Below are 25,198 nucleotides of genomic sequence, written 5' to 3'. Positions count from 1 at the left end.
AAACACGCGGGAACCTGGAAGAGATAGGCCCAAACGCTCGTTACACTTGCTAACGAGGAGGCTATGGCGAAATATTCGAAAGGCGGCCATGTGATCTGAAATTTCAACCGGCTCGGAAAGACATAATTGAAGAGATGGACCGCGCGCTAGCAGCCGCCGAAAAGAACGCCTGCCGAAGCGGCGCTTCCTGAGCGTCGCAGTGATGCAGGAACGGCTCGGCGACGGCTCCACAAACCTGACGCTGATTAGGGGGACAAACTCGTCCGCAGTCCACTAACTTAACCTCGAATTGTGCCAAAAGCTCTGACGGCGGAATAAATACGAAATACGGGTCATTTGGAGGCCTCAGTGGGCTTCAAAATATAATTCGGACAACCGCAAGCAGACTCAGCGCCAATGCGACCAAGCTGGGTAATATGACCGCCGCACCGCAGACGAAGGCTAGGATGCCGACCCAATTCCCACCATGTGTGCGCGTCATCAGATTTTCCTCGATCGCATTTTTGCCAAATATCATCCCCATTCATTAACTCGCTACGATCTGGACGGTTTCGGCTCGGTCGCCTGTTCCTGGGTATTCACCATGGGCATGTCGGCATCGGCATCTATGAAGATGCGTTCTGCCGCGCCATCAAGATCGTCATACTGCCCGCTGCTCATAGACCACAGGAAGGCGCCCAAGCCTACCAAACCCATTACCAGCGCAATCGGCACTAACCAAGCGAGAGCCGTCATGCCGCGCCCCCTGTAGGAACCAGCACGCGCTCTCGACGAGCCGTATTTGGGCTGGGTTCACTCTGAGAAGGGACGCGCAGAGCATTTGCCACTACTGAAATGGAGGATAGCGACATTGCGATTGCCGCGAGCAAAGGACTGACATGACCCGTGACGGCCATCGGCAACACCACTAAGTTGTATCCGACTGAAAAAACGAGGTTCTGCCGGACAAGCCTACGGGCAGCGCGGGAAACCCGGAGGGCTTGCGGAATAGCTGTGAGATCCTGTCCGAAAAACACGATATCGGCGGCAGCGCGGCCGATATCGGCGGCATTGGACGGTGCCATGGAAACATGCGCGGCGGAGAGAGCTGGTCCGTCGTTCAATCCATCGCCCACCATCAAGGTCTTGCACTGCTTATCGGCGAGCGCTTCGAGACGCTGCACTTTCTGCTGAGGCAGGAGGCCGGCGCGAAATTCCGCGATACCGATCGAGCCCGCCACCGCCGATACCGCTCCCGGGTCATCACCCGAAAGCAACTCCACTTCCAGACCAAGTTCCCTCACCTGACGCACCGCATCTCGCGCGCTGGCCTTCTCGCGGTCGGAAAAGCGAAAATGGCCTGCCAGTTCGCCATCAACTGAAAAGACCGTGTGGAGGCTGTCGATATCGCCATTGGTGCTCAGCGCCCAATCGGATCGGCCTATTCTGAATACATGGCCGGCACGGCGCGCTTCTAACCCCTTTCCCGGAAGCTCGGAAAAGCTTTCCAGGTTGACGCCTGAACGGCCCTCGCCACTTGCTGCGATGGCGCGCGCCACAGGGTGGTCGGATCGCGACGCCATGGCCAAGGCGACCTCGCGGTAGCGCTTGTCGATATCGGCTTCGGTTACGCGCAGATCGCCGATGGTCAGCGTGCCCGTCTTATCAAAAACGACAATATCGACCTCAGCCAAGCGTTCGAGCGCGCTTCCGTCCTTCAGGGCGATACCGCGCTCGAACAAGCGCTTCGCCGCAACGAGTTGCACCATGGGAATGGCCAAGCCTAATGCGCACGGGCAGGTGATGATGAGCACAGAAATCGCGATCGTGAGTGACCGATGCCAATCGCCGGTCGACAGAAACCACCCGACAAAGGTGGCGACGGCCAGCGAATGGATGATCGGTGAATAATAGGTCGCCACGCGATCCGCCAAGCGCCGGTAGCGTGCGCGGCCCTGCTCGGCGGCCTCCATCATCAGGACCATTTCCGCGAGAAAGGACTGCGCGCTCGTGCTGGTGACGCGGACTTCCAACGAGCCATTGAGATTGAGCATGCCGGACAGAAGCTTGCTGCCAGCCATTACGGGCGTCGGCATCGCCTCGCCCGTTACAGCGGCAGTGTCGACATCGCCCTCTCCGGCAATGACGACTCCGTCGAGCGGCACGCGTTCTCCCGGCGCGACGACGATGGCATCGCCCACCGCGATGCTGTCGAGCGCCACGAATGTGCGTGCACCATCCTCGGCGATGACCTTCGCGCCCGCAGGCATCATTTTCGCGAGGCCGAGCACTGCGGAACGCGCCTTGTCGCGCATCAGATAATCAAGCGTTCGTCCGATCAGCAAAAAGAAGATCAGCGTGACGACAGCGTCGAAATAGGCATGCGGGCCGGAATGCAATGTGTCGAAGATACTCAAGCCAAGCGCGAGGAGAATGCCGATCGAGATGGGCACGTCCATGTTGGTGCGACCTGCACGCAAGGCGGACCATGCCGATTGAAAGAAGATGCGCCCCGAATAGGCTACCGTCGGAATCGCCAGCAGCGCCGATATCGCATGGAAGAGATGGCGCGTACTTGCGTCAGCGCCTGACCATACCGACACCGAGAGCAGCATGATGTTCATCGCCGCAAATCCCGAGACCGCCATGGCAACGATCAACCTGCGTCTTTCGCGATCCGGCTGGCCCTCGAGATTGTTCAGCAGATTCGCTTCGAAGCCGGCTTTGGACAAGCTTTCGAGCAGCGGGGGGGCAGTCCCCGTCCTTTTCCACGTAACCGTAGCCCGCCGCGTCGAAAGGTTGACGCGTGCCGACACCACCCCATCGAGCTGAGCCAAGGTCCGCTCGATCTTCGCCATGCACCCGCCGCAGTGCGCGGTAGGTACCGACAATTGGGTCTGAAGGAGGCCATCATCCAGCACTCTGCTGGCGAGGATGAGTTCATCGACCGACTGGCGGGCCGGTGTTCGTCGCAACGCGATATCGTTCAAAGCGGCACGCGATGCCATTCCTAGGCGTCCGCTTCGGCGACCCCACGATAGGCATGCCAGGTGGCATGACCCAGCCATGGGAAAATAAGGATGAGCCCGAGAAGTCCTGTTGCCGCGCAAAGAATGAAAAGCGCCAGAACGATTCCTCCCCACACGATCATCGGCGCAAGGTTGTTCCATACGAGCGCCATGCTGGTCCCCATCGCCGTGAGCGCATCGACCTTTCGGTCCAGCAACATCGGAATCGCGAAAACACTGATCGCGAAGGCGAAGGAAGCGAACAATCCACCGACTGCCGTACCGACACCAAGGATGATCCAGCCCACGGGATCGGCCAGGAGGAAAGCCGTAATATGCGAAATGCCGGGGAACGGGCGGACGCCGAAGAATAGGGCATAGATGAGGACTGCCGAGCGAATCCATAAAAGCATGAGAAGACTGAGCAGCAACCCGGTGAAATAGACCTGTGGGCCCGCTGCGGGTTTCACGAAAAGCATGCCGCGCAGGCCGATTGTCTCGCCCTGCTCACGAGCCCGGCTCTTTTCATAGAGTCCTACGGCGAGCAGCGGGGCGACGATCATGAAGCCGGCGAGCGCGGGAAAAAGAATATAGTCTCGCCCGTACAGGGCGAGGATCGCGACCGCGGCGACCGACAGGACAAAGGTGCCCAGACCGTAAAGAAGGCTCGGCACCGGTCGATCCATTAGGTCGCGCCAACCCGCTCCAAGCCAGCGCAAGCCAACGAGCGGCGGGAGGTGGCGCTGAAGCCGGGCGTTCCTGGTTTCATCGATTCCCGACGTTTCGGTCAGCAATCCGTAAGAGGCGCTCTCCTCAGTCATGTCCAGCAACCTTTCAGCATGCCGATTTCGCCGCGCGATACTGGCCGCTCTCGCTCGCTCGCTCCTTCAAATGCCCAACGCAATTGGGCTGCGATTGGAACGCGACGTAAATCAAATGCGCATTGGCGAGAACGAACAGGAGCAGCCCGGCCGCTACGAAGCTCCAAACAATCCATCGCGATCTGCTTCGCGTCACATTCATGGCGCGGGCGAGCTCAGTGAGTGAACATAGAGCGCCAAAATCTTGATATCGGCGGCGCTCAGTCGTTCATCCCAGGTCGGCATATGGCCTTGGCGACCGCCATGCACAGTCTCGACAATCTGATCAAGGTCGCCCCCATAGATCCAGCGCGTGTCCGATAGATTGGGCGCGCCGACATCGCGTTTGCCGCGCGCATCTTCGCCATGGCAAATCGCGCAATTCGACATGAACACCTCGCGCCCCGACAAAACCGAGGCACGGTTGGCCGCCGTCACGAATTTGGGATGCGACAAGGAATAGATGTAATTGGCCGCCAGACTGACCTGATCGGCGTCGAGAATGCCATCCCGACCAAAAGAAGGCATCTGCGAGTTCCGACCCTGCGGATGCTGTTCATTGACCCCGACGCGCATAGTCTGCGCGATTGTTTCAAGATCACCGCCCCAGATCCAGTCATCATCAGTCAGATCGGGATAGCCATAACCGCCCTTGGCATTGATGCCGTGGCAGGCGGCACAATTATCACCGAAAAGCCGGTGACCGGTGCTGCGCACGATCGACATGAGCTGCGGGTCGGCCGCGATCTGTTCGAGATTCTCGCTTTCGATCCGCTTCATCCAGGCCGCGCGTCCCGCCTGCGCATCGACCAAATGCTTCTCGACCGAAGTGCGTTGGTCCGTGTTGAGAATGCCCTTGGTGTAAGTATGGCCCACCGGCCAGGTCGGCATGAGGATCCACCAGGCAAAGGCGAAAAGATGGGTGACAATCAGAAAGATCAACACGCCTTTGGGGACTGGCGTATCAAGCTCCTTGATGCCGTTCCAAACATGGCCGGTCGTCTCGCGGCCGCTGACGGGATCGCGTTCTACGTCCACGGCTTGTCATCCTGATCGAGAACGCTTTGCTTGGCTTTGTCGAACTTCTTTCGGTTGGAAGGACGAAACGTGTAGATGAGCACGCCGATCATCAGCCCGATGAGGTAGAACAGCCCCCAGCTTTTCGAGAATGCGACGAGAGCGTCGTGGCTTAAATCCATGGGTCTCTCCTCATCTCATTTCACCGGCCCAGGTGGCTTTTGCGGCGCTGCCGTATTCTTATACGGCGCATCGGTCAGCCGTCCCAAAACCTGGAGATAAGCCACCAAAGCGTCCATTTCGGTGACTTCGGTCGCCACGTCGTCGAACACGCGCACTTGCGTTTCTTTGCCGTAGCGATCCGCAACACCGGACGACGTCGAGCTTTCCGGCGTCGCTTGGTCGTAAGCATCGATGCTGGCGTTTTCGATCATCGCGTCGGTGTAGGGAACGCCGGCAGCGCGCAGGGCTTTCAGATGCAAAGGCAGATCATCGACCCGCAGTGCGGTGCGCGCCAGCCAGGAATAGGCGGGCATGTTTGAATCGGGCACGACCTCGCGCGGATTGGTCAGATGGGCGACGTGCCAGAAATCCGAATATTTGCCGCCGATGCGGGCAAGATCCGGGCCGGTTCGCTTCGAGCCCCAGAGCATCGGATGGTCATACTTGGACTCGACCGCCAGAGAATAAGGCCCGTAGCGCTCGACCTCATCCTGCAAGGTGCGGATCATCTGGCTGTGGCAGGCATAGCAGCCCTCGCGAACGTAGATATTCCGACCTGCCAGTTCGAGTGGTGTGTAGAGCCGCATGTCAGGCGCCTTCTCCACTGTCTCATCGATCGTGAAGAGTGGGGCTATTTCGACAAGGCCGCCGACACTGGCAGCCGCGACAATTGCGAGCACGAAGCCGATGGTGCTCCGCTCAAGCTTGCGATGAAAGAGTTCCGCCATTGCTCAGCCCCTCACCACCGCGGTGGTGACGTTCAAAGGAACGTCGCCTTCTATCGCCGCGCTGGATGGCGATGCGCGAATGGTCCTCCACATATTGTAAGAGCCGATCACTGCTCCGATCAGGAACAACAGGCCGCCGAAGGTACGCGCGATGTAATAGGGATACATCGCGCGCAGCGAGTCGAGGAACGAATAGGCGAGCGTGCCTTCCTCCGTATAGGTCCGCCACATAAGGCCCTGGATAATGCCGGAATTCCACATTGCGAAAATGTAGACAAGTGTCCCGGCCAGAGCGAGCCAGAAATGCCACTCGACCAGCGCCGACGAATACATCTTCTCGCGCTTCCAGAGTGACGGCACCAGCGTATAGAATGAGCCGAAGGTAATGAGCGCGACCCATCCGAGTGCGCCTGCATGAACGTGGCCCACGGTCCAATCGGTATAATGCGAGAGAGAATTGACCGGGCGGATCGCCAGGAAGGATCCTTCGAAGGTAGAAATGCCGTAGAACACGGCTGCGACCATCATGAAGCGCAGCGTGGCATCGTCACGCACGCAGTGCCATGCGCCGTTCAACGTCAGCAAGGCATTCCCGGCCGAGGCCCAGGACGGAACGAGAAGCATGACCGAGAAGGTCATCCCCAGCGTCTGGACCCAATGCGGCAGCGCCGTATAGTGAAGATGATGCGAGCCGGCCCACATGTAGAAAAATGTGATGCCCCAGAAGCTCAGGATCGACAGCCGATACGAGAAGATCGGCCGCTGCGCCCGTATCGGCAGATAATAATAGAGCATCCCCAGGAAGCCGGCCGTGAGGAAGAAGGCGACGGCATTGTGGCCATACCACCACTGCACCATCGCGTCCTGCACGCCCGACCAGATCGTATAGCTTTTGGCGTGCCCCAGCGAGACGGGGACAGCGAGATTATTGATGATATGCAGAATTGCGACGACGAGGATGAAGGCCATGAAATACCAGTTGGCCACATAGATGTGGGGTTCTTTGCGGCGCGCCAGCGTCCTGATGTAGAGGACGAAATAGGTCACCCAGACGATCACCAGCCAGATGTCCGCATACCATTCGGCTTCGGCATATTCCTTCGATTGGGTGACACCAAGCAGATATCCGCTGGCGGCCAGGATGCAGAACAGATTGTAGCCGACAAGGACAAACCAGGGGGAAAGCTGATCGGGGAGCCGGGCACGCGAGGTCCGCTGCACGACATGAAACGAGGTGGCGATGAGCGCGTTGCCGCCAAATCCAAAGATCACACCGCTCGTGTGAACCGGTCGCAGGCGGCCGAAGCTCGCCCAGGCGCTATCGAATGTCAGATCGGGAAACGCGAGCAGGGCTGCCACCCATACTCCCACGAACATGGCGACCACTGCCCAGGCCATGCTCGCGATAATGCCGGCCTTGATCGGGTCGTCATAATAGCTTTCGAGGCGGGATTTTGGCGGCTCCGGCTCCCATAAGTCTCGGATTACAACAACTGCGCAAATGGCGCCGAAGATCAGGATCAGCCATCCGTGAACTTCTATCGTGTCCTGGGTGCCTGCGGCGGCGAGGACCAAACCGCAAAAGGCGACAGCAACAGAAATTGCGAGCGCGATCTGCCGCTCGGCCTCGGTCAAACTTTTAACCATGCCCGATCAATATCCCCCTTTGGTCGCTGCCACGCGGCTTTTTTTCAGCGCAGCACTGACTCCGGGGAGCGGGCCACGGAACTTGCGCATAAGCTGCAACACCTTAGTCCGCTCCGGGTTCCCGCCACGCCCGCTTTCCGACAAGTCATACGGCACAATTGGGGTCACCAATCAATGCCCTCACAACAATCCGTGACTGCCTGCCACGGCGCCGAGAAGCGTGATCACCGCAAACCCCAGAAGCCCGCGATGAACGACCTCCATGCGATCGAAGTCGGCGGCGGGCTGCGATGAATCCTCCATGCGTCGATGAAGAAATAACGGCTCAATCACGAACAGCATGGCAGCGAAAATCGCCCAGAGGCCAACCATCGCATGCATCCACCAGAAACGCAGGTCGGCGAACCGATCCCACATCTGCCCGCGCTCAACCATCCAAAAGCCGCTGACGCCGGCAAGCAGCACCCAGATGCGCGCTTGCGCCGCGAAACGGCCTTCGAGCTTGTGGAAAGCCGCGAGCCTGTCAGCTGGCGGATGCGCGGCGCGAATGGACGGCATCACCACGAGTGTCACAAACGCCACGCCGCCGATCCAGAGCAGAACCGCGAGAACATGGATCGCCCGAGCTATGGTGATGTCGTCCATAACGTCTCCCGTCAGGCTGCCAGAAGTTCGTCCGCCGGGCCGAAGAACTCGTAGTGAATTCGGTCGGACGGCACACCGGCGAGCGACAAGGTCGAAACCGCGTGACGCAGGAACGGGCGCGGTCCGCAAATATAGTAGTCGGCCTCACCGACCGGCGTGTTGGCGACGAGCCACTCATCGGTGATGATGCCGGAGACATCATAGTCCTGGCCCTGCGCTTCGCCTTCCAGCGGAGTTTGATGGAAATCGGTAACCGACACCGCGCTGCCCTGCCCAGCTACGGTGCGGACATGATCGCGCATCGCATGCGTGTCGCGATCATGGGTTCCGTGAATATAGTGAACGGGCACATCGGCGCCGCTCTGCGCAAGCGCCTCGAGCATCGCCACCATTGGCGTCAGGCCCACACCGCCGGAGAGGAGGACCACGGGACGTTCGACGTGCTCGGAAAGGAAGAACTCGCCCGCCGGCGCGGCGACCTTCAACACGGTTCCGGGCTTCACCTCGTCATGAAGCCATCCCGAAGCCAGGCCCTGCGATTCGCGTTTCACCGAAATGCGATAGGTTTCGCCATTGGCAGCCGCCGAAATCGAGTAGTTGCGCTTGACCGGCGGATGACCGGGAATCTCCAGCCAGAAAGTCAGATACTGCCCCGGCTTGTGCTGCATGACGGGTCCGCCATCGACCGGGCGGAGAATGTAGGAATTGATGACGCTGCTCTCGCGCAAGACGTCTTCGACGCGGAAGTCACGCCAGCCATTCCATCCGCCCGCCGCGTCCTTCTGCTCTGTGTAGACCCGCTGCTCGCGTGCGATCAGGATATTGGCGAGGAACCAGTAGGCCTCGCCCCATGCCGCAAGGATTTCCTCCGTTGCTGCATCTCCCAGCACCGCCTTGATCGCGCCAAGGAGCGCCTCGGCAACGTGCGGATAGTGCTCGGGCAAAATCTGAAGGCCCACATGCTTTTGCGCGATCCGCTCAACAGCAGGCGCAAGCGCACCGAGATTTTCAATATTGCTGGCATAGGCGAGAATGGCGCCCGTGAGCGCACGCGGCTGCGATCCGGAGTCGCCATGATGCGACTGATTGAAAAGGTCGCGGATTTCCGGGTTCTGGAACATCCGGGAATACATTTCGTGTACGATGTCCAGACCATGCGCTTCCAGCGCGGGAACGGTCGCCTTGACGAGCGCGATCGTCTGATCGCTAAGAGGTTGCGACATGAACTTCTCCTTCTGAAATGCGTTGAAATTTCCGGCAATGTCAGCGCGCGGGCGGCTGATCGTAGAAATCGACCTGCATCTTCATTGACCCCATCGGCGTCACGAAATGCGGCTGCTGCGGCAGAACCAATCCTGGCTGGTTCGGTGTCAGCACGATCTCCGAAGGCGGATCGAGATAGGTGAGCTTAAGCTCGCCTTCCAAAACGCGGATCAGGCCCCAGACACCGGCCTTGGTATCGTGTCGCGCCCGCAAGGCAGCCGGTAGTGTATCCTGATCAAACACCGGTGTGGAACGATAGGGAAGGATGTCAGGCATGGCTTTGCACTCTCCGCCTTGGGCAATCCAGCGTATCGGAATTGATTGCCGAGCCTTCCGCGCGTTGCCGATCGAGCCGAAAAAACACGGCGAGCTGCAGGCTTTCGGCGATCCGCTTCGCTTTCGCTTGCAAAGCGGCGGCGGCTTCGGGCGACATCATTTCGTTGGTCGCCTCAGCCCAAAGCGTTAGCCATCGGTCGAATAGCGCCGGCGTAATTCGTGATTTGTGCTTCAAATGAGCCGGCACCGGTTGACCCTTGTATCGACCACTGGTGAGCATCACCGATGACCAGAATGCCGCCAGCTTTTCGAGATGTTCCGGCCAATCGGCGATCGCGTCGTTGAAGATCGGCCCCAGCTCGGCATCCTCGCGGACCCGCGCATAGAACAGCGTCACGAGACGGCTTAGCCCTTCCTCGTCAACCTGCGTATCGTCATCCATTGACCGACTCCGAAATCATGTATCTACGCTACATGTATCACCGGGTTGGAAACATGCAACAAGAATGCATATATATTAGTGCAGCGTCGATTGGGCGCTGTGACCGGGAAGCGACATGAAGCTGACGCGCTACACCGACTATGCCCTTAGGGTGCTGCTTTACCTTGGAGCGCGGCCTGATCGGCTATGCTCGATTTCCGAGATGGCGGGTGCCTATGCGATCTCGCAAAACCATTTGATGAAGGTGGTTCACGACCTCGGAAAAGCGGGCTTTGTGGCGAGCGCTCGGGGGCGTCTTGGCGGAATTCGCCTCGCGCGACCGCCGGGTGAGATTATCATCGGATCGGTCGTGCGGCACACGGAGGATGGGTTCGATCTGGTCGATTGCGGAAGCTGCATCATCGCGCCGGCGTGCGGAGCGACGGGCGTTCTTCGCGAGGCGCTTGCCGCATTCATGGCCGTGCTCGACAGCTACACGCTCGACGACCTGTTGGCGAGGCGGGTCGATATGCTCAGTCTCTTTGCACCCGAAGCGGCATAGAGGCTCTGCCGATGGAGGAGGAATGCGCGCGCTATCGTTGTGAGGGAGAAGATGGCTCGCCGATCACCGTTTTGGAGTTTCAATACTTCGGTCAAGCTGAAACGAAACCCGGCCGACGCCGTTACCCAGGTGCGCAGCGCCTAGAGTCTGTCCTGGCTGATTTGAATCGGTTGCGGGATTCCCAAGCGGGGTAAGATGTGATTCATGTGTGGACGGCCCCTGTTGGGCAAGGGGGAAATTGACGCGTTGATCTGAGCCGGGTCAGGTTCATTCATGTGTCCGGCCTGTTTGCGCGGCGTGAAAGGCCGCTGGCCATGATGGTGTCGGTGGATGGGATCCTCATCAAGCTGGCGCGCTGTGATGCGCGTTGAATCACTCAGGTTGTTTCCATCCCCGGCAAGCCCCGGATCGGCATCACGCGTGTCGTTCTCTCCTGCCCAAAGTGGTTGGCGCCAGGTCAGGCGGTTACCGGACCGGCGCGGTAATTTTCATCGCGCGCCATCACGGCCCAGGCGATCCGGGCCATCTTGTTGGCGACCGCGACGGTCACCAGCCTTGCGGGCTTGCGCTCGAGCAGCTGGTTCGCCCAGATGCTGACGGTCGTCTGCTTGCGCCGGGTGTAGCGGACAACGGCGGTTGCGCCGACGACTAGCAAATGGCGCAGATAGCGATCCCCCATCTTCGATATCGCGCCCATTCGCTCCTTCCCGCCGGAGGAATGTTGCTTGGGTACCAACCCCAGCCAGGCGGCAAACTGGCGACCGGAACGGAAGATAGCGGCGTCGCCGACGGTCGCAACGAGCGCGGTGGCGGTGATAAACCCGATGCCGGGGATCGTCTCCAAACGCTTGCACGCGGCATTGGCGCGATGCCAAGCCATCAACTCGATCTCGATCTGACGGATCTGTTGGCTCAAGCCATCAATCATGCCGGCGATCAGCAGCAATGTCTGCCGCGCCAGTTCCGGGATCGCTGCTTCGCCCGCGTTGAGAACGCCGACGAGCTCGCGGACATGGGCGCGGCCTCTGGGTGCCACAATCCCATATTCGGCCAGATGCGCGCGCAGCGCACTAACCTGCGCGGTCCGCTGCCGGACCAGCAGGTGACGGGCGCGATGCAACATCAGCACGCTCTGCGCGTCGGCCGACTTGATCGCCACAAAGCGCATCGTCGGTCGCCTCACCGCCTCGCAGATCGCTTCGGCATCGGCTGCATCATTTTTGTTCCGCTTCACATAAGCCTTCACGTAGGCAGGCGGCATCAGCTTCACCTCATGGCCCAGGCATTGGAGCTTCCCGGCCACCGGTCGCACCGCCGGCCAAGTAGATGCACCGTGCATTACCGCCCAAACGTACGAAGACACGCGCAACGTTTATACCCCCGCCGCCGGGGCAATAATGCTCCGCGACCGTGCGCATCTTGTGAGTATGGACCATTTGATCCACTTCGTAGGCCACGTCGATCGTGGGATTCATCGTCAGGGTGGCAATGTTTTTCATATCGATCCTTTGCCGTTCTGGCGCTGCCTGTAGCGTTGGGCGGACTGGGCCGAGTACCTTGGAGCTTGACCGAGCCTGCTGATTGCTAACGGGTGTTTCGCTACTGCTTCTTGCTGGCGGTGACGAAGGACATGCACATGCTTGATGAGCCTTACCGGTCCACGCCGATCTTCGATGAAGTGACCTTGCCGAAGGCCCTGCGACGCGACCACCGCACCAAGGCGGGGACGTGGGGCCTCATCCGCGTTCTTCGCGGAACCCTCAAGCTCACCATTTTGGAGCCGGCCAGCGAAATCCTGGTCACGCCTGGCGCGCCAGCGGTCATTCTGCCCGAACAGACTCACTTCGTTGAACCTGTGGGCCCGATGGAAATGCAGGTCGACTTCTTCGATCACCTGCCTCGTCTCGGGGGATGATATCTTCATGTCGTCGCCGCGCTTGGCGTCTTGGCCTTCGCCGTGACGAAATAGAGGACCATGATCGCGACCAGGAGAGCGAGGGTCAGTGCTGGCCCATACCAGTCGGCCTGCACTATCCGCGCTGCTATCATCGCGAGGCAGATCAGGACGCCTAGCACCGGAACGACGATTGGCGCATTGAAGCAGCCAGGGATATCGCCTTCCCTCAGCTTGAGGACGATCAGCGCAGCGTTGACCAACGCGAACACGACTAGCAGCAGCAGCACCGTGGCGCTTGCCAACTGAGCTATGTCCCCAACGAACTGCATCGCGACAACGACGACCAGCAGCGCCCCGATGGCGATGTGCGGCGTGCGGCGCGTGATATGGACCGTGCCCAGAACGGCCGGGATCAGTCCCTGCTGAGCCATTCCGTAGAGCAGCCGCGAGCCCATCACGTAGTTCACCAGGGCCGTGTTCGAAACGGCCGCAATCGTGATGACGGTGAATCCAACTGCTGGAAACCAAGGAGCGGCTCGTTCAACAACGAGTTTTAGCGGGCCCGGCGCGCTGGCAAGTTCAGCCCACGGCACGACGGAGACCGCTGTGATCGCGACAGCCATGTATATCACCGATGCGGTGAGCATCGCGCCAATGATGCCGATCGGCATGTTGCGCTCGGGACGCTCTACCTCTTCCGCGACGTTGAGCATGTCTTCGAACCCAAGGAATGAGAAGAACGTCAGGATCGATCCCTGTAGGAGCAGCCCGAGCGTGAGATCGCCATGAGCATTCCCAGGTATTTTAGGGACTTCGAAAAGATCGGCCTGGCCCCAGAAACGGGCGCCCACCGCGATGACAAGCAACAACCCGAGTGCGGAAACCACCGTGAAAGCTGTGTTCACCCAGACCGATGTCGTGATGCCCCGAAACACGATCCCGTCTAAAAGCAGGAGGAACACGACGCCGATCAGCACTATCTCTGTCGGGCTGGATAAAACGGTGAACCCGAAGTCGAACCCGACGAGCGTATTCAAGTTCTCTGCCACGACCTTGGCCTGGGTCGCGATTGAGGCGAGGCCAGAACTAAGGACGGTCAGTCCGACCAGGTAGCTCAGCCATGGCGCACCGTATGCGCGCTGCGTCGCATACGCCATTATCCGAAACCGTCAGTGACCAGTCACTGCCTTGCACTTCATACTGAACTAAAATGCGGGCGTCGGGTCGGGGAGTCGGAAAGGCATATTTGATCGCATTGATGACGAGCTCTGTGACGATCAACCCCAGGCTGATGGCATCGGCCGAGGCAATGATGCTTTCGTCTGTGACGACATCGAGCACAATCGGTCTTCCCTCACCAATCATGGATGCCGAAAGGCCGCTGCCGAGTTTCACCAAATAGGCACCCACTTCGATGCGGTCGATACCTTCGGATGCATTGAGGTGCGTCTGCACTGCGGCCACAGACATGACCCGCTCGCGGGCATCCTCCAGATGATGGCGCGTCTCCTCGGAAGTCACGGATCCCGCCTTGAGCGTGAGAATGCTGGCGATGATCTGCAGACTGTTGGCGACCCGATGCTGCATTTCCTGGAACAAGATGCGCTGCTGGGCGAGGAGATGTTCGGTCTGCGCATTGAGCGCAGCCTTCTCTTGCTCGATCTGGCGCCGGAGGGTCACATCCTGAAACGCCAGCAGGATATTGGCGGTGTCCTTGCCTGCATAGGTCACAGTCCGAGCGTTCAGCAGCATGACCTTGCGCCCGATTGCTGGGAAGTCGTGCTCGACCTCGAAGCCTTCCATCGCAGGCTGTCCCGGAATGATCGTTGCTATCAAATGGCGCAGCGCCGGAATGTCCCATTGTCCGTCGCCAAGAGCGAATAGGGATCGCCCGCGAGTTTGGGCTGCGTCGACTTTGAAACATTCATAAAAGGACCGGCTTGCCGCCATGACCGAGAAGCTGTCGTCCAGCACGAGGAACGGCTCTGGGATCGTATCCACGATCGCGAGGGCGAGGGTCTGGGCGTCTTCGAGGTTCTCGAACTGTTTCATGTGAGATTTTCGCTCCGTCGGGCGGGAGCGTGAGACTCTCAGCCACCGACGAGCCAGGAGGACCGGTGGTGACATCCTTCTACACCTGATTGAGCGGTCCGCCTAATTCATTGGAGGTGTCGTTAGGTCATCCGACCTTGCCATGGTATATATGGCGCATCACCCGATCTGATGCAGGCATCCTGTGACCGAGGGACGGTAGCGCTCTCGCCTGAAGGCGGAGCAATGCCATGACCAGATTCAGAATGCCGCTATGAGCCTCCACACATTGGTCGGCCGTCATTCGGTCGATCCGCGGGGCACGCACTGGGAAGCCGGACTGTTCGTTGGCAGATGCCGCACGTGCGGCTGCGCGATGGTCAAGCCGCCCGGAACGACATGGCGGGCAGTTCCACCGGGTGCCGGCCAATGACGCTAAGGGAATCGACGGACCGGATAGTAATAATCGGTGCGGGGCATGTCGGGGCAACGGCTGCCTACGCAATGATGCTCCGGGGCATCTTTCCCGAGATCGTGCTCATCGACGACAACCATGCATTGGCGTCTGCCGAAGCCGCAGATTTGTCGGATGCCAACGCCTTGGCAAGACCGTCGCGTATCTGGGCCGGCACATATGACGACGCTGCGAGCGCGAAGGTGGCCGTCATCACCGCAGGCGCGGCGACCCATGGCGCTGAAAACCGTCTGTCCGTGGCTGCGCGTAGCGCGCAAATCGTGAGGGACTGTGTCAATGCTCTCGACGCTGCTGGGTTTGATGGCATTTTACTGATCGCGGCCAACCCCGTCGATGTGATGACAGCCATAGCGTTCAACTCTGGCAGCCTCCCCGCCAGCCAGGTCCTCGGGACCGGCACGCTGCTCGATTCAAACCGGCTGCGGCAAATGCTTGCCGCACACTTCAATGTCGCAGCGTCCGCTGTGGATGCCGTTGTGCTGGGCGAGCATGGCGATAGCGAAGTGGCGATTTTTTCTGCGGTCCGTATCGGCGGGATTCCCTTGCAGGAGTTTCAGACCGATCGCCCGATACTTGACACCGTCGCTGTCGCGAAAGCTGTGCGTGAATCGGCCTATTCGATCGTGTCTGGCAAGGGGTATACCTCCTTCGGCATTGCGACAGCCATCGTTCGGATTTGCGAGGCAATAATCCGCAACGAGCGCGCGGTTTTACCGATTTCGACCCTCATGCACGGAATCGCTGGTGCTGACGAAATTGCGATCAGCATGCCCTGCATCATTGGCGCAAACGGTGTGGAGCAGGTTCTAGCGCCGCTCCTCAACGCTGACGAGGCTGCAGCGTTCCGATCGTCCTCGTTAACGATCCAGGGCGTGGTGGAGGCTCAGGTCCGGGAGGCCGGGCTGCCGCAATCGAACGAAGTAGCCTGGCTCCGCGACGAAGCGAGAAGCCGTACGACATCTGAGTAACCCGACGCTCGAAAGGCAATGTTCCATGGCGGTCGATCCCAAACATCAGCTCCTACTCTACGTAGAGGATGAAAAGTCCGTGCGGACACCGGTTGCCGAGATGCTCAAGCATGCAGGCTTTGACATCCTGCTGGCAAATAACGGCGTGGAAGCCCTCAACTGCATCGCGACGGACGACGGGCATATTGATTGCGTCGTCACAGATGTGCGCCTCGGCCGCGGCTCGACGGGCTGGAATATCGGTCGCCGCGCTCGGCTGCACGCATCCACTATGCCGATCGTCTATACCAGTTCGTCGACCGCGGCTGAATGGATGGCTTATGGCGTGCCCATGAGCGAACTGGTGATCAAGCCATTTAGGCCAGCGCAGCTTATCGATGCGCTGTCCTCGGTCGCAGCCAGAGTACGCGCTGCCATTCCCCCTGTCGTCCGCCGAACATCCAAGCCGGTGGCGCTGGACAGCGCCATCTCGCTGAAGACGGGCAGCCGCCAAATCTCGGAGGAAACGATATGACGCAATCGGAAAATGTCTCACCGATCACGACCCGATCCGGCGCCCATTTTCATGTCCGGCGCGCACACGTCGGTGATGGCCCGACGATCAAGGCTTTCTTTGCCCACGTCACCCCCGTGGATCTTAGGTTTCGATTTCTCAGCGGGATCAGGGAAGTGAGCCAGGCGCAGATTACGATGCTTGAATGCCCACTACCCAATAGCGACAGCTTTCTTGTGTTCACACAGGACCAGTCCCGGATGGTTGCGACTGCAATGCTGGCTTACGGCGCCGACTTGGAGCAGGGCGAGGTGGCGATTGCAATCCGCGCCGATTATAAGGGCCAAGGCATAGGCTGGGCGTTGTTGGCCCATATTGCGCGCTACGCTGAGACAATCGGGTTGCGGACGCTGGAAGCAATCGAGAGTCGGGACAACCATGCCGCTATCGAGGTCGAATGCGACCAAGGCTTTATCGCCACTGAGTATCCCGGCGATTCCACGCTGATGTTGGTCAGCCGCACACTTGGGCGCCGATGATAGGCAGACGCGGTTCGACCGGCGGCCGCGGGGACCGCTAGCCCAGCAAAAACTCACCGACATAGCATGCAAGGACACCATCGAATGAGATTTCGAACCCAATGCCTGGGCCTCATGAGCGGGGTGCTCGCTTGGGCAGGTGCGGCCCCTGCCCATGGAGGTCGTCAGCTTGTCGACCAGCAATGCTCAGGCTGCCACGCAACAGGACCGGATGGCGTCAGCACCAACCCCGACGCGCCGACATTTCGTTCCTTATATCGCCGCTATCCTGTCGATGCCCTGCGGGAATCATTCTTGAAGGGCTTACAGGTGGGGCATCGCAATATGCCCCGATTCAAACTCACACCTCAGGAAATAACCGAAATCGTCGGCTATCTGGAGGATCTCAATCCCTGCGCCAAGCCTTCGTCCGACAAGGCTGCAATGGCCGCATGTTTTTCGCCGATGGAATAACGGTCTAATCCGCCCTTTCATGCCAACCCCGGAAGCCGCGGTATAAGAGATCAATTATCCGTTTTGCCAGCCCAGCCGCGTTCGCTTCCGCAAGTCCGCTTTTAGTCCCTTACACATAGGGGGGCGGCATCCTCCGCCAAAAGGCGCGACACTGGTGGCCCACGAACGTCGGAAACTGGCGAGAGCTGTCGGATGTCGTAGTTGTCGAGAACGGCAGAAAAGTGGCAGCTGCCGCCTACCGACCCTTCATAGCCGTTCAGCCGCTGATTTTCGATCCTCAGGTGCGGACGGGCGGCTTTTCAAAATTCAGCCCCTTAACGTCGCGCGCGTGAGTGACCTCGCTCGGTGGCAATATTTTCAACTATCTGCCGTAGAAGTGTCCCGCACTGGCCCGTCCAGAATGCCGGCGGACAAAATCCGGCGCGCCGTCATCGATCCCACAAACATATCGATGGGCCGCCTCGGTCACGGCACGATTGCTATATGCCTCTGCGAGGGCCGTCCTGACGTTGTTCCAGTCAGAAGTCGATCAGGCGCGAACCCGCAATTGCTGCCGCAGGCGCTCATACAAAGTTAATTCCGCCTCGTGCGAGATTTCGACAACAATAGCGAAGCCTTGCTGGCCGACATCCCCTGACCATCCTCCCGCGCAGCGCACGACCAGATAGTAGGCGTCACCGTAACTGCTGACGTCTCGTGAGAAGGTAACGGACGCGCTTTGAAGGCTCGATTTTTCGCGCGCTGTAGATGACGGAGATAAGGTGCAATTGTTGCGGTTGGCCATTTCCGGGATCGGTCCCTCGGCCTGCGTGCGTTGCCGGTAATGCTCGAAAATCGTTTCCGGCTCGCACCCACGAACGAGCCGGAAGCTCATCGAGACACCATTATAGTCGAGCCGGCTGTGGCGCACAGGTGGATCGTAGGCCAGGCTTACGCGGATCGTTCGACGACCACGTTCTGTCTGGAATGGTCGCGGAATCGGTATCTGATAGACCGCAAAATGGTCGATCGTGAGTTCGTCCTCCGCGTAAAGGACAACACGATTGTCATCGGAATAGGAGGCAAGCTCGGCATCGACCATTCCGTAGCCGCACTGCGCGCGGGTCGGCACCTCGCCTAACAAGGCAAGACGATGTGCAGCCTCAGATGGCACTGTTGCGCTGCTGGCAAGAAGCGCGCGTACAAGGTTAGCCGAGGCATCGGGGAATCTTCCCAGTATCTGGCTGGCTTTATAGGCAACCAGCGGCGCGGCGTGCGACGTACCGGACCGGGTTGCGAAAAGACGATCCACCGGGCGATGGTGAAGCGAGAGGACACCGGCTTCCGGGCGGACCTCACCACCCTGAAGGAGGTTTGTCGTACCGTCGTAAATCAGTGTTCCACCGATATCCGTAAAATCAGGTTTGATGGCGCCTCTTGCGCCTGGCCCCGCGCGCGAGAAGGGGGACGGTTCGAGCCGCTCGGTGATGGGCCGAATTCCGACCGTCCCCGCAGCTGCGGCTGGAAGACCATTTCCGTGGGCGAGTGCGCCGACCGTCACAATGTTCATGCCGCCGGCGGGTTCGCAGAGTCGGTTGGCAGGCTCGGACAGGTAGGAAGGATATTCGGTCACAGCCTCCTCAACCCGCAAATGGCTGCGCGGATGCCGATTCCCGGCCGAAACGATGATGACTACATCGAGTTCACGCACCAGTTCATCGAGCGTTTGAGCCCACACGCCGACTTTCGTCCCCTCGATCAGTTTGGTGCGGTCGCCCAAGGAGATCACGAAAATGCGGCACCCAAACTCGTCATTTAGTCTGGTTATGGCCTCACGCATAAGGCGCGGGACCAATCGGCTGTTGGGAAAACGCCCGCGCTCATCCACGACCTTGGCGGAACAGAGCCGCGCATTTCGTACAAGTGCTTCATTGCCGAGCTGCGCCCGAAGATCGCCAAAGGTTGCAATGCCTCCAACGAACGTACCATGTCCCCAATCGTCGGCCGTCCCAAGCGTCGCCGGCACTCCGATAGCACCGGCGATGATGTCCTCGATCAACGGATGGTCGTTCACGCCACTGTCGATGATGCCGATCAGCGGGGCATCGGCGGCCAATTCTTCGACGGGAGGCAGTTCTCCAATCGCCAGATCGCCCGTGTCGCGCTCCATAAAATCCGGTTCGGGCGGGAAGTCGATTTCAGCAATTTCTTCGATTGCAAGAAGTGGACGCACCATTCGACCATCACCGCTCAGACGAACCATCGTGATGTTCGGGCCGATATGCCGATCCAGCTCTTCGGCACCAAGCGCTTCAGCATAGGCGACGATCTCGTCCAGCTTTCGCTCCCGCAGCTCACGCCGCCCGAGATCCCAGAGTTCGAGATCGACGATATACTGTGTGCCAGGCTGGAAATCTTCTGTCTCAACGAGGGCTGCTTCGCGTGCGCGAAGGCCAATGCGATCGCGCGGCGCTACTGCGGCGATCCCTTCGACGTTGGCGATGAAGCCCGCATAGGACGGATTGATTTGGTCGCCACGCACGCCTTGACCATAAGCTGTCATCTTGCGCCGGAAATCAGTCAGTTCATCATTGGAGGCGAACAGGATGAGTGACCGATCTTCGTCGCTCGAAAGCACGGTCAATCCGACCTTGGCCCACTCCTCCTCCAGCAATGGCCCGCTCATACTGACGCGAAGGATCAGCGCAGGGTTGACCGCATCCGGGCGTCGACGCTGCCGTTGGACTTCCACGGCTTGGTCGAGTTCTTCACCGAGTCTGCGGCTGTGGCCACCAGGCTCTCGCTGGGGCGGAGGTCCGCCGCCGCCTGTCTTTCGACGCGGCAGTCGCTCAGGCAGCCGTACCAGCTGCAAATGATCATAGCGGGCCATTTAGTAGAGGTCAGTCCGCCGCCATGCGTCTGGTTCGACGCTTCCGCCGCTGTTCATCGGCGACCGCAACTTTGAAATCGGATTCCCCGACCTGCTTCCGGCGATCGATAATCGCGCTCTTCATGGACTGAACACAGATCCGGTTCAGCTCCGCATAGGAATAGCCTTCAAGCTCCGAGAGATGATCCTCGGGATCGAAGGCAATTGCCACATTCTTGAACTTCATCTTGAGGAAGCGCGCAATCATGCGCGCATCGGGCCGGTCGAACCAGATAACTTCGTCGAACCGACGCCATATCGCTGCGTCGAGCGAATGATCGAGATTGGTCGCCGCGACGAGATAGCCTTTCGGCTGTATCCGATCGATGAAGATCAGCAGACTGTTGACGACGCGCCGCAGTTCGTTGTGCTCGCCACCCTCGTCGCGCGCGCGGGCGATCGCATCGAACTCATCGAAAAACAGAACCGAGGGCTGCTTGCGCGCAAATTCGAATATTTTGCGGACATTTGTCGCTGTCTCACCAAGGTAGGACGAGATCAGGCGATCGAGCTTGACCACATATAGGGGCAAGCCCAGTTCGGCTGCAAAAATCTCTGCGCAGAGCGTTTTCCCGCAGCCTGGCGGGCCGCAGAACAGCATCTTGGACCGAACGGAAAGGCCCCGTCGGCGAATTTCCTCGCCACGCCGAAACTCATCCATTAGCCCCAGGAAGATGCGGGTATTCTCCGCTGAGAGAACGATGTCCTGCTTGTTGTGGCTCGGCTCGACCAGCTCGATGAAATCGCCAGCGGCGTCCGGAAACGGAATGAGCGAGGCAAGCGCCTTCGGTCGGCTGGCCTTGGGAGGGGCAACCTCAAGCGAGCGCCGGAGCGAACGCGCAAGCACCTTGTTGTTCTTCGCTTCTTCTTCCGTGATGATTTGCTCGGCGACCGCCCGGAACTCCTCGTCCCGGCCGTAACTCGCCAGCAATCTTTTCATCAGCTCGCCGCGCGCCATGTTATCCTTGCCAGCAAATCGGTCCCGTAGAAGTACGATAGCGGGATCGGCAGATTTTGCCACCTGTTCGCGAAGGCAGCGAAGCATTTTTCGTCAGGCTGAGCACGCTAATCGTCGCGGTCAGGGAGAAGGAAGCGCCTCACGATCGGTATTCTATCCCCATAGCGAGGCAGGTTCAGCGAGTTCAATCACATAACCAATGGTCTCTTTGGCGTCGTTCGTAAGCGTGTGCCCCTCAAAAGCGTAGCTGAGCCCGTCTCCCAGCTCATGCACCTGCCGACCATGCGCAGGCAGCATCGTACCCTGCATCCCTTCTAATCTGACATAGACAGTGCCGTCGAACAGTCTCACCGTCCCGTGACGCTTGAAGCCATGACCACGCAGTCCTGTGGGGAATTTCCAGTCAAGTTCGGCGTGCGCAACCTGCTGACCGACCGATGGCGCCGGGACCTTGGGAATTCGCTGGAGCGTGGCCTTCGCGATGATCTGGTCAATCTGCTTGACGCTCGTGATCGTGATGGACTCGATCGCAAGGCCGCTGATGACAACCGCCTCAACCGCTTTGTGCGTGATTGCCCGGCGATAGGCCTTAAGCAGATCAGTGAAAAGACTATGGAATTCGGAGGGGTCGCTGGCGAACCCCAGATGAACGATCGAGGCCAAGTTCGTCATGAAGCCAGGCAGAACATCCGACCCCAGTTGCAGCAATCCAGCAACCTCGACGGCATCCTTCAGCCTTGCCCAGTAGCTGCCGGTGCCACTATCGACAATTACCAGATCGCGGGGCTGTTCACCGTTTGCGCGACACCACGCCCTGAACGCCTTGTTGTGAGCTTTCAACAGATCGGCGGCGATGTTTGCGCTTATTGTTCCACGGATCTCGATCAGCAAGCCGGGCTGCTTCCGAGCCTCTTCCAATGCGATCAGCGCCACCCATCGTCCCCTTTCGATGTCAAACGCTATGTCTGACGGTTCGCCACCGAAATGACAATCAGGATAAGGTCGGTCGCTCCGCCCGCCGGCTCCTCTTCTGTTATCCTCCTATTACGGGCGGATTCCGAAAAACTTCACATTCGCCAGATATCTCACAGGTAAACCGTGATGATTGAACATCTGTGACGCGACGAGACTCGTTCCGGACATAAGACCGGGGGACGGGGACCAGTAACGGCACAAGCCCCAAAAATCTTCCACTGCGGCAATTCTACGCAGCTGACATGGTGGTCTTTTAATCGGCATTCTACCGTCGGAAGGACGAAAACGGCTCTGCGCCATCTTGGCCCTGTTCGGAAGGTGCGCTGGGTGGTCTATGCGAAGGCGCCGTTTGCCGGCCCGGAAGCAGTCCTCGCCTACCTGTCCCGCTATACCCACCGGGCTGCTATCTCGAACCGGCGGCTCATCTCCTTCGACAAGACTGGCGTCACGCTGCGTTACAAGGATTATCGTCGCGATGGACCCGAACGCCAGAGTATCATGACGCTTGCCACCGACGAGTTTATCGTATCGCTCCGGTGAGGGCCGCCTTGCGGTGATCGGCTGATATTTTGAGATGGCACCGGTGCAAGCGCCGGTGTTTGCACCGATACTAAGGACGGTGCGATGAGTCAGATCACGGTAATTTCGGGGCCGGAGCGGCGGCGGGTATGGACGGACCAGCAGAAGCGCGAACTGGTCGCAGCGGTTTCGGCGCCCGGTGCAAACGTGGCGGAGATTGCCCGCCGTGCCGATCTGCGGCCGAACCAGATCTACAGATGGCGGCGGCAGATGGGGCAGGCAGCCCAAGGCTTTGCAGAAGTGCAGGTGCAGCCCGATCCGATGCCAGTGACCGGATCGGCGATCACCGTTGAGTTCGAGCGGGCGATTGTGCGCATTCCCGCTGGCGCATCACCTGGGCTGGTGTCGGCAGTGCTGCGGTCGGTCAAGCCGTGATCCCAGTCCCCTCCGGCGTTCGGATATGGATTGCAACGGGGCACACGGACATGCGGCGCGGCATGCGCAGCCTGGCCCTGCAGGTGCAGCAAAGTTTCGGACGTGATCCCTACGCGGGCGACCTCTACATTTTCAGGGGACGCCGCGGCGACCTCTGCAAGATCATCTGGCACGATGGTGTTGGCATGTCGCTTTATGCCAAGCGTCTCGAGCGCGGGAAGTATATCTGGCCTTCGGCCGTGGACGGCGTGATTGCCATCTCCCCCTCGCAGATGGCCTGCATGTTGGAGGCGATCGACTGGCGTAATCCGCAGGCCACATGGCGCCCGACATTGGCCGGATAAAAGCCCTAGCATGACCTAAAAAGCTAGAGATTTCGGTGCTTTTTGGCTATGCTATTGGCCATGGGGAACGAGGCACAAGCAGAGATCGACAGCCTTCGCGAGCGGCTTGCCGCTGCCGAGGCTGTCGCCGCTGAAGTCGCCCGCATCAAGGCCATCAACGCCGACCTGGAAGCCCGTAACGCCCTTCTCGAACTGCAGAACGAGAAGATGCGCCGCACCCTTTTTGGCCAGCGCTCCGAGCGCACGCGCCATCTGCTCGACCAGATGGAGCTGACGTTCGAGGAGTGCGAGACCGCTGCCAGCGAAGACGAGGCGTTGGCCGCTTTGGCGGCAGCGAAGACCAATGTCGCGCCGTTCGAGCGCAAGCGGCCCGCCCGCAAGGCCTTGCCCGAGCATCTGCCGCGCGAGCGCGTCGTCATCGCCGCGCCCGATGCCTGCCCCTGTTGCGGCTCGGATCGGCTGTGCAAGCTGGGTGAGGATATCACCGAGACGCTCGAGGTTGTGCCGCGACAGTGGAAGGTGGTTCAGACCGTGCGGGAGAAGTTCTCCTGCCGGGATTGTGAGAAGATCGCACAACCGCCGGCGCCGTTCCATGTGACGCCCCGCGGGCTCTTCGGTCCCAGCTTCCTTGCGATGCTGCTGTTCGAGAAGTTCGGCGCGCATCAACCGCTCAACCGCCAGCGTGATCGCTATGCCCGGGAAGGCGTGGACCTGAGTCTTTCCACTCTGGCCGATCAGGTCGGCACCTGCACCGCCGCGCTGATGCCGCTCTATCTCCTGATCGAAGCCCACGTCCTTGCCGCCGAGCGATTGCATGGCGACGATACGACGGTGCCAGTGCTGGCCAAGACCAAGACCGATACGGGCCGGATCTGGACCTATGTTCGGGATGATCGACCTTTTGGCGGACCCGCACCGCCCGCAGCGATCTTCCATTATTCCCGCGACCGGCGGGGCGAGCATCCTGTGGGCCATCTGCGCGGTTGGAGAGGCATTCTTCAGGCTGATGCATATGCCGGCTATAATGCCCTGTTCCATGGCGGCCGCCTGCCGGCGCCGCTAACCCGCGCCCTTTGCTGGAGCCACGCGCGCCGTTATTTCTTCGAGCTGGCCGATATCGCCGCGCAGCTCAAGAAGCGCCGCAAAAAGGCCGTCATCTCGCCGCTGGCGGTGGAGGCGGTCCGCCGTATCGACGCGATCTTTGACATTGAGCGCGCCATCAACGGCAGACCGGCCCAGGAGCGCCACGCCCTTCGACAGGAACTCAGCGCACCGCTGGTTGCCGATCTGGAAGAATGGATGCGCGACAACCGGGCAAAGCTGTCAAAGAACAGCGATGTGGCCGAGGCCATGGATTACATGCTCAAGGCATGGCCCGCCTTCGCAGCCTTCCTCGACGATGGCCGCATCTGCCTGACGAACAACGCGGCGGAACGGGCGCTTCGAGGCATAGCAACGACCGATTCATACTACACCTCCTCTTCAAATGTCCGGAAACAGGGACTTTTGGTTTTCCATTTTGATGCGACACGGGCCTCTGTGACGCGGGAACTGGGTCACTTCGTCCTTTTCCAG

26 protein-coding genes and 2 pseudogenes are annotated in these 25,198 nt (G+C 59.7%); 10 read left to right on the top strand and 18 right to left on the bottom strand.

Annotated features, from left to right (window positions below; translation table 11 throughout):
- Nucleotides 1–534: 534 nt before the first annotated feature.
- The 11 genes from ccoS to HHL08_RS15235 form a co-directional block, all read right to left on the bottom strand.
- The gene (gene ccoS, locus HHL08_RS15285) at nt 535–735 is read right to left on the bottom strand and encodes a cbb3-type cytochrome oxidase assembly protein CcoS (protein ID WP_024018152.1); all 201 of its coding nucleotides are present in this window, start codon (nt 733–735) and stop codon (nt 535–537) included.
- The gene (locus tag HHL08_RS15280) at nt 732–2,969 is read right to left on the bottom strand and encodes a heavy metal translocating P-type ATPase (RefSeq protein WP_235955077.1); all 2,238 of its coding nucleotides are present in this window, start codon (nt 2,967–2,969) and stop codon (nt 732–734) included. Before HHL08_RS15280 ends, ccoS begins: the two co-directional genes overlap by 4 nt.
- A 20-nt stretch (nt 2,970–2,989) precedes the next feature.
- A complete protein-coding gene (locus HHL08_RS15275; RefSeq protein WP_031308570.1) occupies nt 2,990–3,808 on the bottom strand; it encodes a DUF2189 domain-containing protein in 819 nt (272 codons plus the stop codon).
- Nucleotides 3,809–4,006: 198 nt separating this feature from the next.
- On the bottom strand, nt 4,007–4,885 hold the full coding sequence (ccoP, locus tag HHL08_RS15270) for a cytochrome-c oxidase, cbb3-type subunit III (protein ID WP_024018149.1): 879 nt from the start codon (nt 4,883–4,885) through the stop codon (nt 4,007–4,009).
- Nucleotides 4,876–5,046 (bottom strand): cbb3-type cytochrome c oxidase subunit 3, encoded by a 171-nt coding sequence (locus HHL08_RS15265; protein ID WP_024018148.1) that lies wholly within the window; start codon nt 5,044–5,046, stop codon nt 4,876–4,878. Before HHL08_RS15265 ends, ccoP begins: the two co-directional genes overlap by 10 nt.
- A 15-nt stretch (nt 5,047–5,061) precedes the next feature.
- Nucleotides 5,062–5,814, bottom strand: a complete 753-nt coding sequence (ccoO, locus tag HHL08_RS15260) for a cytochrome-c oxidase, cbb3-type subunit II (RefSeq protein WP_024018147.1) — start codon at nt 5,812–5,814, stop codon at nt 5,062–5,064.
- 3 nt (nt 5,815–5,817) lie between these two features.
- Entirely contained in the window at nt 5,818–7,461 is a 1,644-nt protein-coding gene (gene ccoN / locus HHL08_RS15255) for a cytochrome-c oxidase, cbb3-type subunit I (RefSeq protein ID WP_024018146.1), read from the bottom strand.
- 180 nt (nt 7,462–7,641) lie between these two features.
- Nucleotides 7,642–8,106, bottom strand: coding sequence for a hypothetical protein (locus HHL08_RS15250; protein ID WP_024018145.1), 465 nt, complete (start codon nt 8,104–8,106; stop codon nt 7,642–7,644).
- Nucleotides 8,107–8,117: 11 nt separating this feature from the next.
- The gene (gene hmpA / locus HHL08_RS15245) at nt 8,118–9,329 is read right to left on the bottom strand and encodes an NO-inducible flavohemoprotein (protein ID WP_024018144.1); all 1,212 of its coding nucleotides are present in this window, start codon (nt 9,327–9,329) and stop codon (nt 8,118–8,120) included.
- A 40-nt stretch (nt 9,330–9,369) separates the two neighbouring features.
- Entirely contained in the window at nt 9,370–9,645 is a 276-nt protein-coding gene (locus HHL08_RS15240; RefSeq protein WP_031308569.1) for a DUF1971 domain-containing protein, read from the bottom strand.
- Nucleotides 9,638–10,087, bottom strand: a complete 450-nt coding sequence (locus HHL08_RS15235; RefSeq protein WP_031308568.1) for a group III truncated hemoglobin — start codon at nt 10,085–10,087, stop codon at nt 9,638–9,640. The genes HHL08_RS15240 and HHL08_RS15235 overlap by 8 nt, the downstream gene beginning before the upstream one ends.
- Before the next feature lie 115 nt (nt 10,088–10,202).
- Between HHL08_RS15235 and HHL08_RS15230 the strand changes: the two genes are divergently transcribed.
- Nucleotides 10,203–10,628, top strand: a complete 426-nt coding sequence (locus HHL08_RS15230) for an Rrf2 family transcriptional regulator (protein ID WP_024018143.1) — start codon at nt 10,203–10,205, stop codon at nt 10,626–10,628.
- 457 nt (nt 10,629–11,085) lie between these two features.
- Here HHL08_RS15230 and HHL08_RS15225 read toward each other — a convergent pair whose 3' ends face one another.
- Entirely contained in the window at nt 11,086–11,931 is an 846-nt protein-coding gene (locus HHL08_RS15225; protein ID WP_169574005.1) for an IS110 family RNA-guided transposase, read from the bottom strand.
- Nucleotides 11,930–12,127: pseudogene (locus tag HHL08_RS25640) on the bottom strand (1-phosphofructokinase family hexose kinase); the annotation flags it as partial. The gene HHL08_RS15225 and the pseudogene HHL08_RS25640, both read right to left, overlap by 2 nt.
- 137 nt (nt 12,128–12,264) lie before the next feature.
- Here HHL08_RS25640 and HHL08_RS15215 point away from each other — a divergent pair.
- A complete protein-coding gene (locus HHL08_RS15215; RefSeq protein ID WP_169574040.1) occupies nt 12,265–12,543 on the top strand; it encodes a DUF1971 domain-containing protein in 279 nt (92 codons plus the stop codon).
- A 5-nt stretch (nt 12,544–12,548) separates the two neighbouring features.
- On the opposite strand, the gene HHL08_RS15210 is transcribed toward HHL08_RS15215, so the two are convergent.
- Both HHL08_RS15210 and HHL08_RS15205 read right to left on the bottom strand, forming a co-directional pair.
- On the bottom strand, nt 12,549–13,682 hold the full coding sequence (locus HHL08_RS15210) for an APC family permease (RefSeq protein WP_169574004.1): 1,134 nt from the start codon (nt 13,680–13,682) through the stop codon (nt 12,549–12,551).
- Nucleotides 13,612–14,577, bottom strand: a complete 966-nt coding sequence (locus HHL08_RS15205; RefSeq protein ID WP_169574003.1) for a sensor histidine kinase — start codon at nt 14,575–14,577, stop codon at nt 13,612–13,614. Before HHL08_RS15205 ends, HHL08_RS15210 begins: the two co-directional genes overlap by 71 nt.
- Before the next feature lie 378 nt (nt 14,578–14,955).
- Here HHL08_RS15205 and HHL08_RS15200 point away from each other — a divergent pair, with 378 nt between their 5' ends.
- The 4 genes from HHL08_RS15200 to HHL08_RS15185 all read left to right on the top strand — a co-directional run bounded on the left by HHL08_RS15200 (nt 14,956) and on the right by HHL08_RS15185 (nt 17,484).
- The gene (locus tag HHL08_RS15200) at nt 14,956–15,999 is read left to right on the top strand and encodes an L-lactate dehydrogenase (protein WP_328804667.1); all 1,044 of its coding nucleotides are present in this window, start codon (nt 14,956–14,958) and stop codon (nt 15,997–15,999) included.
- A gap of 25 nt (nt 16,000–16,024) precedes the next feature.
- Nucleotides 16,025–16,513 carry a response regulator gene (locus HHL08_RS15195; protein ID WP_169574001.1) on the top strand — a complete coding sequence of 163 codons (489 nt, stop codon included), beginning with the start codon at nt 16,025–16,027 and terminating at the stop codon, nt 16,511–16,513.
- Complete coding sequence (locus HHL08_RS15190) at nt 16,510–17,031, top strand: GNAT family N-acetyltransferase (protein WP_169574000.1); 522 nt, start codon at nt 16,510–16,512, stop codon at nt 17,029–17,031. The genes HHL08_RS15195 and HHL08_RS15190 overlap by 4 nt, the downstream gene beginning before the upstream one ends.
- A gap of 114 nt (nt 17,032–17,145) precedes the next feature.
- Nucleotides 17,146–17,484, top strand: coding sequence for a c-type cytochrome (locus HHL08_RS15185; RefSeq protein ID WP_235955075.1), 339 nt, complete (start codon nt 17,146–17,148; stop codon nt 17,482–17,484).
- Nucleotides 17,485–18,013: 529 nt separating this feature from the next.
- On the opposite strand, the gene HHL08_RS15180 is transcribed toward HHL08_RS15185, so the two are convergent.
- The 3 genes from HHL08_RS15180 to HHL08_RS15170 all read right to left on the bottom strand — a co-directional run bounded on the left by HHL08_RS15180 (nt 18,014) and on the right by HHL08_RS15170 (nt 22,283).
- Nucleotides 18,014–20,149 carry a S8 family peptidase gene (locus HHL08_RS15180; RefSeq protein WP_206377903.1) on the bottom strand — a complete coding sequence of 712 codons (2,136 nt, stop codon included), beginning with the start codon at nt 20,147–20,149 and terminating at the stop codon, nt 18,014–18,016.
- 214 nt (nt 20,150–20,363) lie between these two features.
- The gene (locus tag HHL08_RS15175) at nt 20,364–21,350 is read right to left on the bottom strand and encodes an AAA family ATPase (protein ID WP_169573999.1); all 987 of its coding nucleotides are present in this window, start codon (nt 21,348–21,350) and stop codon (nt 20,364–20,366) included.
- A 153-nt stretch (nt 21,351–21,503) separates the two neighbouring features.
- Complete coding sequence (locus HHL08_RS15170) at nt 21,504–22,283, bottom strand: hypothetical protein (protein ID WP_169573998.1); 780 nt, start codon at nt 22,281–22,283, stop codon at nt 21,504–21,506.
- Nucleotides 22,284–22,535: 252 nt separating this feature from the next.
- Here HHL08_RS15170 and HHL08_RS25945 point away from each other — a divergent pair.
- The 4 genes and pseudogenes from HHL08_RS25945 to tnpC all read left to right on the top strand — a co-directional run.
- A pseudogene (locus HHL08_RS25945) lies at nt 22,536–22,850 on the top strand (transposase); the annotation flags it as partial.
- A gap of 99 nt (nt 22,851–22,949) precedes the next feature.
- A complete protein-coding gene (tnpA, locus tag HHL08_RS15160) occupies nt 22,950–23,279 on the top strand; it encodes an IS66-like element accessory protein TnpA (RefSeq protein WP_169573997.1) in 330 nt (109 codons plus the stop codon).
- On the top strand, nt 23,276–23,623 hold the full coding sequence (gene tnpB, locus HHL08_RS15155) for an IS66 family insertion sequence element accessory protein TnpB (RefSeq protein WP_093088606.1): 348 nt from the start codon (nt 23,276–23,278) through the stop codon (nt 23,621–23,623). The genes tnpA and tnpB overlap by 4 nt, the downstream gene beginning before the upstream one ends.
- 60 nt (nt 23,624–23,683) lie before the next feature.
- Nucleotides 23,684–25,198: IS66 family transposase (gene tnpC / locus HHL08_RS15150; RefSeq protein WP_235955087.1), on the top strand; the 1,515-nt coding region annotated here is incomplete at its 3' end.

The sequence above is a fragment of the Sphingobium psychrophilum genome (assembly GCF_012927105.1).
GTDB classification, from domain to species: domain Bacteria; phylum Pseudomonadota; class Alphaproteobacteria; order Sphingomonadales; family Sphingomonadaceae; genus Sphingobium; species Sphingobium psychrophilum.
The sequence above is the reverse complement of the archived record's forward strand: the minus strand, read 5'-3'. Positions and strand labels throughout refer to the sequence as shown.